A 15,962-nucleotide genomic window follows, 5' to 3' on the forward strand; every position below is an offset into this window, starting at 1 on the left:
TTACTTTTTAGGTGAAATGTCAAAATCTAATGATTACGCAGTAATTTTTGCACTATCATTTATTCTTGAGCACGCTTCAAGAGATTTTATGAAAGAAAATAAAAATAAAATAGCCGATATTATTATTGAGGCAATACAGAAAGGTTATTATAGAGCTAATTTTTATTTTGCAGAGAGTTTGTTATATGTGATGAGTAGAGATATAGATTATCTATCTTATGTAGAGTTATTGATAAAATCAAACAATCTAACTGTTCAAGACATTGCTATAACAAATATATTTAGGCTGTCAGATGAAGATTGGAAGATGTTTAATAAGGTATCAAAAGATGTAGACTTTTCTTATATGATGGATGATTTTAGCGAATTTAATAACTATCTATTAATTAAAGATAAATCACACATACCTTTATATCAGAAAAAAATTATTGCTATGGGATACTATAAAAAACATCATAGTAAAAAAGAGTCCTATCATATTTTTGGTGAAAACAACCCAGAATTGTTTGATTTTATTTATTTCTTACCATAGATATATAAAAGCAAATAACAGACACCGCCCCATCTAAAAAACATGGTCTGCCTAATGTTACAATCATCAGCCAAACAAAGCTAGACCACACCGACACCGTCTACAACTTTGAAGTACAAGACTTCCACACCTACCATATTGGTGAATATGGGGTGTGGGTGCATAATGCGGAGTGTTGTGATTTGAGTATCACACCAAATGGGAAAACATTACCCAAAGGTGAACTAATCTTTAATACAAAAGATGGTAATGGTCAAACAATTGCAATCTACAAAGGTAAAGATGGTCAATGGCATCGTACATCAGATTACAATAAAACTGATGCAAGACCTTATAACATTCCAGATGCACCAAAAGTTCAAACAAGGCATTATACTTATGCTAATGACAGAAAGGTAAATGGTGCAAATGTTGGAGATGTATTTAGAACTCCAGATACACATACAGATGACTTTCTTTCTAAAGGAGCCAACAAAATCAATAAATATACAGGCGAGATTTGGCAAAAGAGTCATACATCACATACAGACAAAATGGGTGAATGGAAAATTGGCATAAACGGCAAACCGCCAACCCGAACAAAGAAAATTACCATAGAAATTAGTGATGGAAAATTATCAAAATTGAAAAATAGTCAAATATTTTTAAAGAATATAGATTTTGACAATTTTAGAAATAGTAGGCATTGGGTAGGATATTTTAAGGCAGAGAATATAAATGATCTGCATTTGATAAATGAGTCTACTATGCTACTAATTAACTTTTTTAAAGAAAATTTAACTAATTTTTTCTTATTAAGTACTTTGACAGAAAATCCTGATTATGAATCTTATGGAGATCTTAATAATTTTGATATTCTTTATGATAAATTATTTACGGAAATAAAGAGTTTGAAAGTCATACAAGAATACAATGATGATTTCAAAAATTATTTTGAAAATGACGAAAAGTTAAATATAAAATTAATTAACATACATTTTGATATTGACATATCAACCAAGATTTGTGAGCTCTTAATGTTTTATTATTTTAATAGAATTTGGGGGCAGGTATGCTTTTTGATTAACCCTGTCTTGGGAATAGCTCTTTATCCTCATGAGGATATAGGGTATGGTTGCATATCTTTAAATGGAGACAAAGATTTGTTAATAGGTTTTTTGAAATTTTGTAATGAAAAAGAATATTTTATATCTTATTTTGATGAGGTTTGAACTGTATAAGGTTTTTTAAAATACATTAAATATGTAATTAAATTTTTAACATACTTAGGGGTGAAAAAATGATTTATACAAATCACTTAATGTTAAAATATTTTAAAAATGAAGAATCTAATAAACCTGATTGTGTACTGGATTCTAGTTTAAGATCTATTTTGGATGATGGTTTTATAATTATTGGTGACTGTATATTTTTAGATAAAGTATTATACTGAGATTTTGAAAGAAATTTGAATGACATTGGAAGAATGAAAACAGATTTTTTAGATTTATCTGGAATTGGAAATGCCAATAATAAAATACATATTGATGATTATGTGAGTCAAGAAGTGTTCGAAAAATCTTTTATATTCTTATATTTTTTTAAAACATATTGGTATAAAGAATTCCCTAATATAAGTTGCTTTATTTCATTAAGTTTTCAAGATGACGAAATAGGAGAGTTGGCAACATTTTCATTTCATAAATATAGAAAAAAATGAGATAGTTTATGATGTGGAAAATATACACTCTTACTCTCAGCCAGTTTATTTTGAAATATTTAATTTACTGGGTGAACCCATTAACCAATAAAACTGAACAAATCAACAAAATAACAATGATTAATGGCAAACCACACATCAAAGACCCTTTAACTGGAAAACTTGAAGATGCTGAAAAGTATAAAGTTGCGGTGGATCATATTTTGCCGAAAAGTTATTTTACAATAGCACAGTATATTGCTATATCGCTTGTATTAACAAAACTCAAGCTATTAAGTAAATTTCATAATCAAAATGCACAAAATACCCCAAAATATTATTATTTTGTATCACTTAAAATCATTTTGTGCTAAAATTTGCCAAAACTGATTAAAATGGCAGGTAAGCGACAATAATGACCATAAGACCCTCCAACATCATTGCCCCAACCACAGACCCACAAGATATGCTGGGTGTACTTTGGCTGTCGTATCATTTTAACATACGCTTATGGATAAAGCCTTATGTGATTAGTCAAATTGGCACAAGCCGTCGTACTCTCACAGAAGGGCATTATACCCAAGAAATCTATCCTGCCCGTACCCGTTTGGGCGATAATGTGGCAGCTCATCTTACCTTTTATCTAAAAAATGAAATACCCACCCTAGAATTTTTGGCTAGATTGTTTTATAAGATAGATGGCAGACTTATCCAAGATTGGGTCAATGCTGAGCCAACAGGTCGCTACGCCAGAAGAGTGGCTTTTTTGTATGAGTGGCTGACAGATGAGCGTTTAGAACCGCCGTCTGACATTGGCGGTGGCTATGTCGATATCTTAGATGGCGATAAAGTGGTGGTAGCAAATACCCCCATTAAAGATAATCGCTGGCGAGTGAACAATAATATTGCGGGTACTAAGGACTTTGCTCCAATGGTGGTCAAGACACCAATGCTATTATCCGCCATTGACTTTGATGTTAAGGAGCATTTGACCCAGCTTAGGCAGGAGTTTGGCGAGGATTTATTGGTGCGTGCTTCGGTGTGGATTACCTTACGCGAAAGTCGTGCCAGCTTTGCCATTGAGGGGGAGGGTGGTCAAGAAAGTCGCATTGAGCGATTTGCCAGGGTGATAGCAGAGCAAGTTGGGCAGGGTGAAATTCCCTTATCTAATGAGCGATTGGGTGTACTGCAAGAGGCAATTATTGGTAAAAGTATTAGTATTAAACATTTTGGGCTTAGACAGTCGCCTGTATTTGTGGGTGAGAGTAATTATCGCCACGCTAAAGAGATTGTACATTATATCGCTCCACCTTGCGAAGAGGTACCATCAAAGCTAGAAGGGCTTAATGCATTTTTTAAGGGTACAAAGGGGCAATCCTCTCTGATGAGAAGTGCGGTCATTGCCTTTGGTTTTGTCTACATACACCCATTAGCAGACGGCAATGGACGCATTCATCGTTTTTTGATGAATGATGTATTAAGGCGAGATGGGCAGACAGATGATCCTGTGATTTTGCCGATTTCTAAGGCTATCATTGATAGTCCTACCACCAAGCGTGCCTATGATGCCATCTTGGATGCTATATCCAAACCCTTAATGCAAAGTTTAGAGGATAAGTACCACTTTACCGGCAAACCAACCACTTATGCAGATGGTATCAAAAGCAATCTTGTGGTACAGGCAGACAAAAACACGCAAAGTCTATGGCGATATATGGACTTGACTACTCATACGCAGTATTTATCAGAGCTTATGAGGCAAGTTATTGGTATAGATATGGTAGAAGAGTCAGCTTATCTTAGAACCTACGATAAAACACGCCAAGAGGTTAAAGAAATTATTGAAATGAGCAATCAAGATGCTGATCGTATCATCAGAAGCATTCTTGACAATCAAGGCGTTAGAAGTAATAAACTTGTCAAGGAATACGAACTTTTGGGTGATGATGAGCTATGGGAGCGGTTGGTGGGGGTGGTGAGTGGGCTTGATGTTTAAAAATAAAAACACCGCATCTGGTGGTTTAGGTCAAAATGTGATAATGTTTACCGTAAAAATTTATTTAGGTTAGGATGCTTAATTATAAAAAATCTTCTTAGAGCGTTAACTTTGGGATTTGCCTTTAGTTCGTTTTTTATTATACTTCCAACGATACAGCAAGCTCAGGCAAGACCGTACTTTGCCACCACAACACAGGCGACGGCTAAAGCCAAGCAGTTGGGCTATAAAAAAATTAATGAGTGCTCCAATGGTCAACCAGTTTATCAAGCCACTAAATCTGCCGTTGTCAGAGGCTTGTCTTATATTACGCCAGATGTCGATAGCCATAATGGCGGGGCATGGAAATTGGTACTTATGAAGAAAACCTAAACAGGATTGGAGATTGATTTATGAGTGATATTATAAGATGACTTCGTAAAGCAAACGATAACCAGAAGATCGCAACTTGATTTTATAACGATCTTTGGTATTTGAACCCCTAAGTTTATTTTTTGGAATTTTTGGATTTTCCAAAATTTGCTTAAGTTTCTTTTTAAACTGATCACGAATATTGCTATCTAATTTATCATATTCTTTTTTTGCAGACTCTGTAAAGCTTAGGTTATAGCTCATCAATATTTACCCGAATTCTACGTTCATTTTTTCGCTCCTCTGCAATTTGAGCAAGTTCTAGATCTTCGATGAGATCGATCAAGTCTGCATATCGTGCAGCTGGAACACAATAAAAGGCTGGCTCATTGCGATTAAGGACAGCAACAGTTTCACCGTTGGCATTTTTCAAAGCATCCATTGGGCTTTTTTAAACTCGCTGATGCTTGCAATGTATTTGCTATAGATGGTATTGAGCATAAGTTGGTTCTCCTAAGGCTCATTAAACAATGGACTGCTTAGTCTTGTAACTAAGAACACTGACACATTGCTTGGGTTTCACAATGGGTGAGTAAGTTATCCATGGTATTATTATAATGTTTGTTAATGATACTTTTAATAGTATCATTGGTCAATATATTTCATTGAAATTCTGCGTTTGCGTCGACGCAAATTATTTGTAACTTTGACTTCTTTCCCTAGTGTGCCACATTATTTATCGGTTAAATCCACCTTTGCCTTTATCAGCGATTGTATCAAACCTCTTTTTTACTTAAAAGAACAGCTTCTGCCTGGCTGAATATGACCACCCATGATCGAATTCCAAACTGGCGATATCATCTTTATCAATTTCAACCTGTGTGCGCTTTAAGCACTTTTGACGAGGGATGAGTGCCCAGTCGCCAATCTTATCGGCACAATCCATTGCAGGTTTTACGGATATGCAAACACAGTCTACAAACCCGGCCGTGGGGTGTAAAGCCCCTCATAGACCTGACCTTGTTTGGTGGTTAATTTGACGGTTTGAAAACCGACCACATACCAAGAGTAATTAACTATGCATTACAAACATATTTAAACTTATCTATAATATTACAAAATAGATAGGTTGTTAGCCATGTACAAACCCAAAGAATTTGCCAAAAAATAGGTGTGTCCGTATCTACATTAAGACGTTAGGATAAAGAAAAACGCCTTGTACCACTATGGACTTAAAACCAATCATCGTGTTTATACAGACGATGATATATTTAAAGTCTTAAACCTTGAAAAGCCAAGTAATCAAGGTAAAATCGTTGTCTATTGCCGAATGTCAAGCCATGCACAAAAAGACGATTTGCAATCGCAAATAGAAGCCATGCAAACCTTTTGTTTAGCACAAGGTATAGCCGTTGATGAATGGCACAGTGAAGTTGGCAGTGGCTTAAACTTTAAACGCAAAATCTTTTTATCACTTATGGATAGAATAGAAATTGGCGAGATAAAGAACTTATATGTCGCTCACAAAGACCGTCTTGCACGCTTTGGATTTGATTATTTTAAACACATGGCAAACCGCCATAACTATCAAATCATTGTTGCCAACCAAGAAAAACATCGCCACAGCAAGAGTTGGTTGAAGACATGCTTGCTATTATTCATGGCTTTAGTAACCGATTGTATGGACTTAAAAATATAAAAAGCAAATCAAACAGATGGTTAAAGAAAATCCATGATATTAGGACACACGATAGAACTTGCTCCCAATAACAAACAAGCCACCTACTTTAATAAGGCTTGCGGTGTCGCACGTCTTGCCCATAACTGGGCATTAGCCGAGTGGCAAAACAATACGAAGCGGATAAAAATTATCGTGATGAATGTCAAGCAAACGGCATAGAAATTGACAAAACCAAACTGAACAGCCCAAGTCAATTTAAACGCCACTGTTTTTAAAAAAGGCGGTAAATGGTTTGTATCGGTTGGTGTGGAAATTGACAATCTACCAAAATTAAATGCCAAAACACACAAAAGTGTTGGCATTGATTTAGGGATTACCGATTTAGCCACGTTATCAGACAGCACAAAAATTGGGGCACCCAAACCTTTAAAAACAAACCTTAAAAAATTACAACGACTAAGTAAATCGCTCAGCCGTAAACAAAAAGGCAGTAACAACCGTGAAAAAGCGAAGACCAAGCTCTCACGGTTGTATTATAAAATCTCAAACATCAGAAAAGATTTTTTGCACAAACTCACGACAGACTTAGTAAAACAATTTGATGTGATTTGCCTTGAAAACCTTAACACCAAAGGCATGGTAAAAACCACAAATTAAGCCGTGCCATCTCTGATTTGGGTTTTTATGAATTTAAACGACAGCTGATTTATAAGGCTAATATGCAAGGCAAAACCGTCAAAGAAGTGGATAGATTTTATCCAAGCAGTAAAACCTGTTCATCTTGTGGTTTTGTGATGGCTAAAGAAAACTTGACGTTGGCAACACGTCTATGGACTTGCCCAAATTGTCAAGCAAGTCATGACCGTGATGTGAATGCAAGTTTAAACATTTTAAACAAGGCGGATAAAGTCCTAACTTTATCTTAATATAAACAAGCGGTAGGTTCTACCGTGTTAGTCTATGGAGTTGATGTAAGTCCAAGTTTAAATGAATAAGGTAAACAACATTGAAGTAGAAATTAAACGCTAAATTTGCCTTTGGGTAGGTTTAGATAGGTTTTAAGGAAGAGTAATAGTGCTGCGTCAAATACGCACCACTCCATAAAATAAATGCGACCAAATACAGCTTGAAAAGCTTAAGAATTATTCGTTTCATCCAGCACCCCCTAATATGGGTCAATTTGCCATACAGTTGAACAGCACCCAAAACAGCGCTATCAATAGGCCGTCTTGGGTAAACCGCTGCCCGCATGACGCACGATGGCTTATTCGTCATCAGAATCAGACTGAACCTTATCCCAGTATTTTTGCTTAGGAGAAATATAGCCCATTGCTTCAATCAGCTCACGAACCTCAATCAAAACCTCACCATCTTCAGCAGGAACAATCTCAATACCTGGGTCGTAATCACTCAAATCCAATGCTTCAGCCGCTTCTTGGGTTAAAATCAAATCGCCAGTATAAGGATTAACAGGTAAGGCATTTGATTTGCCAGCTGTGCTACCAGGTGGCACATCGCCCATATTCATGCTGGTTAGCCATTGACCGCCCTATAGCCAGCCGCTATCAATGATATTGTTGGCATACCAAATGGGTAGCTCTTTTGCCCGCATAAACGATTCATCGACACATTCGCCATTGACTACAGGTGCATATCCCCATTTTTCAATCAAATAGGCAATCAAAGGCACATAAGGACGAACCATTAACAGTTGTTCATCAACAGGGCGATCAACCGCCACTTTGCCCGTATCTTCATAATAACGGACCGGATAGCCATCTACTTCTTCAGGACGATCTGGACGATCTACAAAACGCATCATAATAATAGCTCCTCTAAAGTTTAGTGTGATTAAGTTAAATAAGACCAATGACGATCTTCTTCAATGACAGGCACTGCCTCATCAGGACTTTTGCCGTTCAAAACATCATCTGGTTGCAGGCAAATCAAATCCATGATCACCGCATAGCCAAAGTAAACGCCTGATCCTTGTTCAATGGTGCTGTGCGTGACCGGTTTGTACCAGTTAAGGTCGGTTGGGTCACCACTGTCATTAAATTTTTCTTCATCCAAGGTGATCTCACCGTTTGGGCACTCAAGAAAATTGCTAATGCCATTATAAATGCTTTCTGCCACCTCCATCAGCTCTGCTTGCGTCAGTGACAAACCAAATGGCAAAGCAATACGCCTTTGTGCTTTTTGTTGATACAAGGTTTGCAGGTTAGAAAACCGATCATCTCCTGGTGTTTCTTGGCAAATATCTTGGTATCTTTGACGCAGGGCGTTTAGATGCTCATGGATATTTTGCTCAAAGGTTTTAGGCCCAAGCTCATACAGCTCTGCCAGCTCACCATAGACCATATCAGCGATATCTCGGTTGTTAAAGTCATAGAATGTTGTCTGTTCGATAAACAGCTCATCCATCTCAATGTCTTCTTCTTCAAAAATACCTTGCTCCCATTGCGCAACTTTTTGTCGGCGCTGACGAAGCCATTCATCCATTTCGGCAAGCTGCTCAGCTTCGGTCAAATACCCAGATCGCTTTTTGACATTGCGGTAGGGTGTTTTTTGTTGGGTGCGGTCATACTCCCCATGATGAAACTCTAAAAATGCCTTATGATCACGGCTTTGTGGCCAAGCATAATTAACGCGGTCTATCATACCAATCCTACCAAACCACTGTGATATTTCTCTAACAATTTTATCCAATGGCTCATTGTTACGCATTTTAGGCACTTGCTTACCAAACAAGCTGTCAAATTTAACCAATAGTTCCAAGGCATCTTTGAGCATCATTAAATCAAGACCGTGCATTAAGCCTACGCGTGGTTGTCCTGTTTTGCTCCACAGTGCACCACGACCAAATAATCGGAATGGACGAGTGCCACGCTCGGTCATCACTTGCTCAAAGAAAGTCTGAGCAGGGGCTTTTGGGATAATATGATTGTCCCAAGGTGCGATCGTCCAGGCGCTTTCTGGCCCACACTCTTCATCAATCACCCAAACCATATCCTCATTGCTCATCTGTGGTCGATACCCTTGAGGGATTTGATTATATCTTAGCATGTGGCGCAAAATGATGGATTTATTACGCACTCGTGCGTTATTGGCACGAATCTGGGTATATCTTGGATCATTTAAATCCTCCCCAAAGAATACCGTCATTTCAGCAAAACTATTTTCAGAATCAAAGTGTCCTGTAAGATTTGGTAAAAATACCCAAAGTCCAGGGATATAATCATCGGCATTAAGCATAGGGATAAACATTTCGTTGACCGCCCACAAACATACCGCACGCTGAAGCGTATTTAATCCGACATAAAAGCTTGGTGACTCTTGCATTTTATTATATTCGTATTTCGGACTTTGCCAAGCAATGCGACCAGGTTCTTCTCGGCTCATGGTTTCGTGATACTCATGCGTGTAAATCGCACCATTATATTCCCCATAAGCATTGCTGTAAGCCAGTTGTGCATTTTTTGGTAGGCAGTCCACCAGCACACGAATCGACATGGGCGATTGCATGGCCTCGTAATGATAAAGCGACCATCGGCTCATCATTGGCCAAAACCACTGTTCTTCGTACACGGGATGATACGCCCCAAAAACACCGCTGCACGTTGGACGATAAAATGCAGGATATGACTGCTTATCATTCAAGGCTTCTTCCAAAGAGTCGGCATACTCAAATACTTGATCGTGGTATTTTCGACCACGCTGATAATGAAACTCTTCTTTGAAGTCCAAAGTGTGCCGATAACGATATTCTTGTCGCAGGTCGGACAACGCCCACACGGGTGTTGTGAGCATCCCAACGGTGGCATCAATCCCTGGGTGTTTGCCATAGTCACCAGTAAAGATTGCCTCTAGTTCCTCAGCATCTAAATTCAAAGGTTCGTTGAAATCTTTTTTTGGACCCTCTGGCTTTTTTGAGGGTTTTGGATTGCCTCAATAATACGCTCAAGTGTTCTGCGTACCGCCGCATCTGGATCACCAGAATCATAGATTTTTTTATCATCATCGGTGAGTGGTGGTAGCTCAAAGTTTTGGTTTTGGGACATCATCCCTCCTTAGTTGGTTTGCGATATTAGCAACAGTTACGGTTGTATGGTAGCATTGAAATGTTACCTAGTAGGTCAACATAAATCACCCTTATATTCATGGTAACGCCTTTGGCGTTTTTTTGCTTTACATACAAGTCTTTTGATTTTGGATAATGAGATAACCTCTAAAATAAAGCAGTCAAAATTCTTTTTATTATTTTTAATAATTTTCTTCTTTTATAATTTTACAGTAGTTTATTTAATTTAAAATCAATGATTTACATCATAATATGACGAAGTATATGGGGTTAAGTGCGAAAAATATTAATATGTTTCGTTATTTGTGTTACTATAATAATAGATTCGTTTGTATAAAGAGATATTATGAGTAGAAAATTTTCAGATCTTAACGATCAAGAGCAAAGTATCGTTTCATTGCTTATGGACCGCTTGAAAACAACAAAGAGTGCTAATGTAGAGGCTCGATTTAATCTGCTTGATAGATTTGATCTTGATGTTAACGATCCTGTTTTTCTTGACTTTTTGATCAATATGTCAGAATTTGAACAACAACCATCTTCCTCATCTTTAAAGCCTGCAAAAGTCAAAAAATCGGTTAATAAGCCCAACCAAAAGTCTATGACTTATGCCAATAGCAAAGACTTGATTATCATTCAGAATCGGTTATTGCATGCCATAAGCCATTTGACTTTAAATGAGCGGCGACTGATTTTGTTTTTATCTCCAATTGTTAGGAAAAAAATTGAAAATGATCCTGATAACCGCATCTTTTATGTGCGCGTACAGGATTTCGTTGCTGAATATAATATCAAAAGCAAAAATTACTATAATGAATTGGAAAAAATTGCTGATAGTATAGTTAAAAAAGCTTTTTTCTTTTGGTATAAAACGCAAAATGGTAAAGCCAAAAAGGGTGTGAGTTGGGTATCTGAATGTGATTACATGGAAAACGAAGGTCAAATCAAAATAAAACTTGATAGCACCGTCATTGAAATGCTAACAGTATTTGATCAAGCAACAGGTAATTTTTGGACGCAGTATCAAAAAGAATGGATTGTAAATTTGGGGGCTTATGGCATCATTATGCTTGAAATGATTTTGAGTTCGATGGAAAGTAAGGGTTTTTATACCGTTGAGCATTTACGAGAAAAATTTGACTGCATAGAAACTTATAAAAAATTTTCTGATTTTAAATGTCATGTGATTGATAGAGCGATTAAGGAAATCCATAAACATACGCCTATTAAGATTGAATATGAGCAACATAAAACTGGAAAAAAGGTTACAGGTTTAACATTCTCTTATATCAATACCAACCTCAAAGAAGTAGAAAATAAAACAAAGAGTGTTAAAGAAAATAGTCAACCAAATGATCCTTTTGTAAATTTCAAAATGACACATAAACAACTGGCATTGTTTGCAAGTAAAATTAAAAAAGTGCAGGGTGATTCAATTGATGATATTATGGCAGAGCTTTCTAATGTGCATCTGCAGTCAAAACATGTGGGGTTTTTAAAGGTGCTCGATTATGTACCCTCTGGTTGGTACACAGAAGAAGAGATAAGAAGTCATTTGACTGCTGAGCAGATTAAAGAGGCTAAGATGCTTAAGAAGATTGAGGCTGATAAAATACAGGAGGATCAGAAAACCCAACTTGAAGAAGATTACGAGAAAATTTTACAAAATGCTGAAGTGTTTGTGATGGCTAATCAGCATAGAATTCGGCGAAACACAGTGGAGCGGTTTCTTTTTGACGCTGGTGACTATTTAGCCATTATCAAATCTTGGAAAAATGATTTGATGGATGAAAAATCAAGAAAGAATTTTAATAAGATTGATGAAATACTTTAACTAAACATTCGCAATTCTCTATCTATCATCTTTTGAACTAGGTGGAGATATATGCTTAAGCTACCCAATCACGGCATTCTTGTTCTTTGATACATTGTCTAATGGCACCAATCACAGTATCGCCAGTCGTCAGCAAATAATATACTCTAGTCCAAATGATGGGCTGATGGTAAAAGTGAGCCAAATATGCTGCAAATTCCTTCGTAGTAGCCAGGTGGTAGATTTTTTAGATTATATGACCGAGGTCTTTGGTGATTGACCTTGATCCACAAGGTAACGCATCCACACATATTGGATTGAAACATCCATCCGAACTTCCTGTGACAATTCGTGATTTATTGCTTGATGGTTCACCAGCTCGATTGCTTGAAGCTGTACAAGAAGAAACAAACATTGAAGGGGTATCTTTAATTTCTTCATCATTGGCGCTTACAACCGATGAAGATAAAATTAAAGACAATGAGCCACGCCCATTAGAAGTATTAAGTCGCATCATTAAACCCTTGATGGATGTGTATGATGTTATTTTAATTGATACTCCTCCATCTCTTCGCACATTGACTGGAAACGCTTTAGCTTGTGCTACCGATTATATTATCCCTGTATTTAGCGGCTCTCAGTATGGAATGTATGGTGTGGCAGATTTACAAGCTTACATTCAAAAAATCAAGTACATCAACCCGAGCTTGAACTTACTTGGCGCACTTTTGATACGCCATGATAAACGCCAGCTGACTTGTCAGATGATGAAAGAAGAAGCAGCACAGAAAATTGGCAGTATTATTCCTGTTGAAATTCCAAGCAGTACCAATATTGATAAAGCTGCAATCTTAGGTGTCAGCTTAAGAAAGGTTGATGCAACATCAAAAATTGCGCGTCGCTTTAAAAAACTGGCAATGTGGACAGCGCATGAAACACGATTAAAAACTTATTCAGCTGAAGAATTAGTACAGGAATAAGGACAAAATATGAGTAAATTAGCACAGCAACTTAAAGCCAAATTGGCCCAAAATCTAGAAATTCACGCAGCTGCTGACAAGGGTTTTGACGGCTTTGATGTGTACAAAACAAGTCGTTTAGAAAGTATTGCCATTTCAGACATCCGCCCAAATCCAGTACAGCCACGCACAGAATTTGATGCCAAAGCCTTGCAAGAATTGGCGGATAATATTGATAAAAACGGTCTTTTACAGCCGATTACTGTACGCCAAACCGCACAAGGCTATGAAATTGTGGCTGGTGAACGCCGTTTTCGTGCAACTCAACTGCTTGGCAAAACCAGTATTGAATGTATCGTGGTACATATTACTGATCAACAAAATGCATTGCTGGCATTGTCTGAAAACTTAGCTCGCAAGGATTTAAGTGATTATGAAACCGCCTTGGCTGTTGAAAAAATCCAAGATGGCTTTGACAACAAAACCAAATTAGCAAAAGCATTAGGTATCAGCCGTGCCAAACTTTACAAGCTATTGTCTTTTAATGAGTTACCAAAGTCTATTTTGATGCACTTATCTGATAACCCAAGCATCTTATCGGCTGATACAGCTGAACAAATCAAATCTTTGAAAAAAGATTTGAATATTAATAATAAATTGTTTGGCGGTATCTTGCTAAAAGCAGTAACAATGCTAAAATCAGGTGAGCTTAAACAGTCACATATTGCTGACTTTATCATGTCAGAAGTGGTATCAGCTGATGATAGTAAACTGGCAACTGATGCTAAAGCCACAAGTAAAATGAAAACGCCAGCGGTAACTGATGTGAAAAAAATGTATGTCAAAGAAGGCAAACCAATTGGCAAGGTCAAGTCAAATGGTAAGAAATTGATTGTTGAATTGACAGCCCAAAGCCTAACTGCCAAACAAGAACAAGAATTGATGCAGTTTTTGGATAACCTGTTGACCGAATAATCATACTGAATGTGTCCGAATTCGGACACATCAAATTAACACAAGGAATCTTTTAAAATGCATATTCCATACAATGAAGAAAAGCTGAAATACAGACCAATCTTCACAGAAGATGAATTGTTGTACCTTGAAGCATTGAATAAGTATTCAGGTGTTGAACATATGCTAGCACCTAGAAATATTGAAACTTTTTCTATTGAATTTGCGTACACTTCAGCCGCACTTGAAGGAAATACTTATACTTATATCGAAACTGAAATTTTATTAAAAACTGGTAGAACGGCTGCATCGGAAAAGAAGCTAAATGATGCCTTAATGATCAAAAATATGCACGCATCACTTGGTTATCTTATGCAAGAAATAAAGCTTGGCTCTGAAGAAACCCCCATCCATTTGCTTACTTGGTAAAAACGGCACATACATTAGCTTTGGAAATGTTATTGGATAAGTCAGAATATGGTGTGGTTCGTAAAATACCACTATCTATTGGCACATCGTCTTATAAACCATCAGACATACCGTAGCAACTGGAAAATGGTTTTGAAATTATCGCTAGCGAATATGAAAAGATTGACAATACATTTGAAAAAGCAGTTTATGTACACCAAAACTTGGCTTATTTGCAATATTTTCATGACCACAACAAGCGCACAGCACGAAATATGTGTGCTTATACAATGATGGCTGATGGAAAGACCCCAATCATGTTTACAGAACGCAGTGGTGCAGAATACGCCGAAGCTGTGCTTGCGTATTATGAAAGTGATGTGGTTGACTATAGTAAATTTGCTAAATATTTTATAGCGTCTTATGAGAGAGTATGCTCTCGCCTAAATGCTCATGCTGTTGAACAAGCCAAAGCATGGACGGAAAAAGTTAAAATATCACAAACTAAGTCTTTGCAGGTTGGTCACAAATGGTTAAGAAAAGAGCTTTTGGACGCTGGATTAACCAGCAAGCAAGCTAATTTTGTCGAAAAAGCCCAAAGTAAAGGCTTTCAAATCGGCAGTAGCAGGAATGGCGAACACTTGCGCAATAACCAAGAAAAATTGCTAAATTTAATCAATGATGGCAATCTGAACGAAAAAACCATGCGTGAATTTAACTTATCCTGCGTAACTCCCCAGCCATAATCTTCGATTTAGGTGGAGATGTAAGCACAGGCGACCTAATCAGGGCGTTCTTGTTTTTCGATATATTGTCTGATGGTATCAATCGTAGCACCCCTTGTCGTGAGCAAACAAAAACAAAGTAAAAACCATCAAAAACAAAAATTAGCCGTTGCTCGTATTCATGAAAAAGTACGCAACGGGCACTTAGACTTACACCACAAAATCACGCATAGCCTTATCTGTGAAAACCAAGCTACCAGTTATGCGATTGAAGATTTAGCGGTGAAAAATATGGTAAAAAACCGTAAACTTACCAAAGTGATTAATGATGTTGGTTGGGGTCAATTTGTTACCCTGCTTACTTACAAGGCAAATTGGTATGGTAAAAACATTCTAAAAGTCAATCGGTTCTTTGCCAGTAGTAAAATTTGTTCGCATTGTCATCACAAGCTAGATAATTTGCCATTATCTGTGAGAAATTGGACGTGTCCTAGTTGCCAAACACAGCATGACCGTGATATCAATGCAAGCAATAATATACGAAAGCAAGCGTTAGCTGATGCACTAGGACTTAGTGCTGTATAAAGAGTTCCCTCATGCCGATACTATTCAGCGATAGTGGCATGGCGAAAGGTAACAACTCAATCTAAGCCTAAGTTGTTATGGGTCGCAAAGATTCCCCCTACCATAACCGCTAGGTTTGGTGGTGGGAGTATGTCAACTGCTGTTCTAGTTCGGTTAGCAAGGTGTCGTAGTCGTTCATAAAGCTGTTGTGTATTGGTGA

18 protein-coding genes and 4 pseudogenes are annotated in these 15,962 nt (G+C 37.3%); 16 read left to right on the top strand and 6 right to left on the bottom strand.

Features of this window, described 5'->3' with window-relative positions; genetic code table 11:
* From HMPREF2573_RS01940 to HMPREF2573_RS01965, 6 genes are all read left to right on the top strand, one after another.
* Window positions 1–532: hypothetical protein (locus HMPREF2573_RS01940; RefSeq protein ID WP_210383683.1), on the top strand; the 532-nt coding region annotated here is incomplete at its 5' end.
* A gap of 158 nt (window positions 533–690) precedes the next feature.
* Window positions 691–1,743: a hypothetical protein gene (locus HMPREF2573_RS09520; protein WP_227547677.1), complete on the top strand. Its 1,053-nt coding sequence runs from the start codon at window positions 691–693 to the stop codon at window positions 1,741–1,743.
* 254 nt (window positions 1,744–1,997) lie between these two features.
* On the top strand, window positions 1,998–2,231 hold the full coding sequence (locus HMPREF2573_RS01950; protein ID WP_070472380.1) for a hypothetical protein: 234 nt from the start codon (window positions 1,998–2,000) through the stop codon (window positions 2,229–2,231).
* An 8-nt stretch (window positions 2,232–2,239) separates the two neighbouring features.
* Window positions 2,240–2,584 (top strand): hypothetical protein, encoded by a 345-nt coding sequence (locus HMPREF2573_RS09525; protein ID WP_227542851.1) that lies wholly within the window; start codon window positions 2,240–2,242, stop codon window positions 2,582–2,584.
* A gap of 41 nt (window positions 2,585–2,625) precedes the next feature.
* Window positions 2,626–4,206, top strand: a complete 1,581-nt coding sequence (locus tag HMPREF2573_RS01960; protein WP_070472382.1) for a Fic family protein — start codon at window positions 2,626–2,628, stop codon at window positions 4,204–4,206.
* 111 nt (window positions 4,207–4,317) lie between these two features.
* A complete protein-coding gene (locus HMPREF2573_RS01965; protein WP_070472384.1) occupies window positions 4,318–4,578 on the top strand; it encodes a toxin C-terminal domain-containing protein in 261 nt (86 codons plus the stop codon).
* Window positions 4,579–4,614: 36 nt separating this feature from the next.
* Here the strand turns inward: HMPREF2573_RS01965 and HMPREF2573_RS01970 are convergent.
* Window positions 4,615–4,821: pseudogene (locus HMPREF2573_RS01970) on the bottom strand (type II toxin-antitoxin system RelE/ParE family toxin); the annotation flags it as partial.
* Window positions 4,811–5,058 (bottom strand): annotated as a pseudogene (locus HMPREF2573_RS01975) (type II toxin-antitoxin system Phd/YefM family antitoxin). The pseudogenes HMPREF2573_RS01970 and HMPREF2573_RS01975, both read right to left, overlap by 11 nt.
* Window positions 5,059–5,758: 700 nt before the next feature.
* Here HMPREF2573_RS01975 and HMPREF2573_RS01980 point away from each other — a divergent pair.
* The 3 genes and pseudogenes from HMPREF2573_RS01980 to HMPREF2573_RS01985 all read left to right on the top strand — a co-directional run bounded on the left by HMPREF2573_RS01980 (window position 5,759) and on the right by HMPREF2573_RS01985 (window position 7,164).
* Window positions 5,759–6,256 (top strand): IS607 family transposase, encoded by a 498-nt coding sequence (locus tag HMPREF2573_RS01980; RefSeq protein ID WP_369801711.1) that lies wholly within the window; start codon window positions 5,759–5,761, stop codon window positions 6,254–6,256.
* A 33-nt stretch (window positions 6,257–6,289) separates the two neighbouring features.
* Window positions 6,290–6,457, top strand: coding sequence for a helix-turn-helix domain-containing protein (locus tag HMPREF2573_RS09530; protein WP_227542852.1), 168 nt, complete (start codon window positions 6,290–6,292; stop codon window positions 6,455–6,457).
* 87 nt (window positions 6,458–6,544) lie between these two features.
* Window positions 6,545–7,164, top strand: a pseudogene (locus tag HMPREF2573_RS01985) (RNA-guided endonuclease InsQ/TnpB family protein).
* A gap of 338 nt (window positions 7,165–7,502) precedes the next feature.
* On the opposite strand, the gene HMPREF2573_RS01990 reads toward HMPREF2573_RS01985, so the two are convergent.
* Genes HMPREF2573_RS01990 through HMPREF2573_RS09285 form a run of 4 tightly spaced genes read right to left on the bottom strand, consistent with a single transcriptional unit; the run spans window position 7,503 to window position 10,299 of the window.
* Window positions 7,503–7,766 carry a hypothetical protein gene (locus HMPREF2573_RS01990; RefSeq protein ID WP_003668916.1) on the bottom strand — a complete coding sequence of 88 codons (264 nt, stop codon included), beginning with the start codon at window positions 7,764–7,766 and terminating at the stop codon, window positions 7,503–7,505.
* A gap of 21 nt (window positions 7,767–7,787) precedes the next feature.
* Window positions 7,788–8,060 (bottom strand): hypothetical protein, encoded by a 273-nt coding sequence (locus tag HMPREF2573_RS01995; RefSeq protein WP_003668914.1) that lies wholly within the window; start codon window positions 8,058–8,060, stop codon window positions 7,788–7,790.
* 29 nt (window positions 8,061–8,089) lie between these two features.
* Window positions 8,090–10,129: a hypothetical protein gene (locus HMPREF2573_RS02000; protein WP_070472393.1), complete on the bottom strand. Its 2,040-nt coding sequence runs from the start codon at window positions 10,127–10,129 to the stop codon at window positions 8,090–8,092.
* Window positions 10,126–10,299, bottom strand: coding sequence for a hypothetical protein (locus HMPREF2573_RS09285; RefSeq protein ID WP_003668908.1), 174 nt, complete (start codon window positions 10,297–10,299; stop codon window positions 10,126–10,128). Before HMPREF2573_RS09285 ends, HMPREF2573_RS02000 begins: the two co-directional genes overlap by 4 nt.
* Before the next feature lie 366 nt (window positions 10,300–10,665).
* On the opposite strand from HMPREF2573_RS09285, the gene HMPREF2573_RS02005 reads away from it, so the two are divergent.
* The 7 genes and pseudogenes from HMPREF2573_RS02005 (at window position 10,666) to HMPREF2573_RS02030 (ending at window position 15,763) form a co-directional block, all read left to right on the top strand.
* Window positions 10,666–12,153 carry a RepB family plasmid replication initiator protein gene (locus tag HMPREF2573_RS02005; RefSeq protein WP_003668906.1) on the top strand — a complete coding sequence of 496 codons (1,488 nt, stop codon included), beginning with the start codon at window positions 10,666–10,668 and terminating at the stop codon, window positions 12,151–12,153.
* 251 nt (window positions 12,154–12,404) lie between these two features.
* Window positions 12,405–13,112 (top strand): ParA family protein, encoded by a 708-nt coding sequence (locus HMPREF2573_RS02010; protein ID WP_070472396.1) that lies wholly within the window; start codon window positions 12,405–12,407, stop codon window positions 13,110–13,112.
* A 9-nt stretch (window positions 13,113–13,121) separates the two neighbouring features.
* Window positions 13,122–14,066, top strand: coding sequence for a ParB/RepB/Spo0J family partition protein (locus HMPREF2573_RS02015; RefSeq protein WP_070472399.1), 945 nt, complete (start codon window positions 13,122–13,124; stop codon window positions 14,064–14,066).
* 57 nt (window positions 14,067–14,123) lie between these two features.
* Window positions 14,124–14,474, top strand: coding sequence for a hypothetical protein (locus HMPREF2573_RS02020; RefSeq protein ID WP_070472402.1), 351 nt, complete (start codon window positions 14,124–14,126; stop codon window positions 14,472–14,474).
* A gap of 161 nt (window positions 14,475–14,635) precedes the next feature.
* Window positions 14,636–14,728, top strand: a pseudogene (locus HMPREF2573_RS09810) (Fic family protein); the annotation flags it as partial.
* 42 nt (window positions 14,729–14,770) lie between these two features.
* The gene (locus HMPREF2573_RS02025) at window positions 14,771–15,199 is read left to right on the top strand and encodes a hypothetical protein (protein WP_228141147.1); all 429 of its coding nucleotides are present in this window, start codon (window positions 14,771–14,773) and stop codon (window positions 15,197–15,199) included.
* A 99-nt stretch (window positions 15,200–15,298) separates the two neighbouring features.
* The gene (locus HMPREF2573_RS02030) at window positions 15,299–15,763 is read left to right on the top strand and encodes an RNA-guided endonuclease TnpB family protein (RefSeq protein WP_003668900.1); all 465 of its coding nucleotides are present in this window, start codon (window positions 15,299–15,301) and stop codon (window positions 15,761–15,763) included.
* Window positions 15,764–15,962 lie beyond the last annotated feature (199 nt).

This window comes from Moraxella sp. HMSC061H09, from assembly GCF_001809255.1.
Taxonomy (GTDB): domain Bacteria; phylum Pseudomonadota; class Gammaproteobacteria; order Pseudomonadales; family Moraxellaceae; genus Moraxella; species Moraxella catarrhalis.

Excerpts from the sequence above, each read along its gene's own strand:
- HMPREF2573_RS09525 (WP_227542851.1), top strand. The coding sequence starts at position 2,240 with ATGATGTGGAAAATATACACTCTTACTCTCAGCCAGTTTATTTTGAAA.
- HMPREF2573_RS02015 (WP_070472399.1), top strand. The coding sequence starts at position 13,122 with ATGAGTAAATTAGCACAGCAACTTAAAGCCAAATTGGCCCAAAATCTA.
- HMPREF2573_RS09285 (WP_003668908.1), bottom strand. The coding sequence starts at position 10,299 with ATGTCCCAAAACCAAAACTTTGAGCTACCACCACTCACCGATGATGAT.
- HMPREF2573_RS02025 (WP_228141147.1), top strand. The coding sequence starts at position 14,771 with ATGTTTACAGAACGCAGTGGTGCAGAATACGCCGAAGCTGTGCTTGCG.
- HMPREF2573_RS01995 (WP_003668914.1), bottom strand. The coding sequence starts at position 8,060 with ATGATGCGTTTTGTAGATCGTCCAGATCGTCCTGAAGAAGTAGATGGC.
- HMPREF2573_RS09530 (WP_227542852.1), top strand. The coding sequence starts at position 6,290 with ATGATATTAGGACACACGATAGAACTTGCTCCCAATAACAAACAAGCC.
- HMPREF2573_RS02005 (WP_003668906.1), top strand. The coding sequence starts at position 10,666 with ATGAGTAGAAAATTTTCAGATCTTAACGATCAAGAGCAAAGTATCGTT.
- HMPREF2573_RS01950 (WP_070472380.1), top strand. The coding sequence starts at position 1,998 with ATGAAAACAGATTTTTTAGATTTATCTGGAATTGGAAATGCCAATAAT.
- HMPREF2573_RS01990 (WP_003668916.1), bottom strand. The coding sequence starts at position 7,766 with ATGAATATGGGCGATGTGCCACCTGGTAGCACAGCTGGCAAATCAAAT.
- HMPREF2573_RS02020 (WP_070472402.1), top strand. The coding sequence starts at position 14,124 with ATGCATATTCCATACAATGAAGAAAAGCTGAAATACAGACCAATCTTC.
- HMPREF2573_RS01960 (WP_070472382.1), top strand. The coding sequence starts at position 2,626 with ATGACCATAAGACCCTCCAACATCATTGCCCCAACCACAGACCCACAA.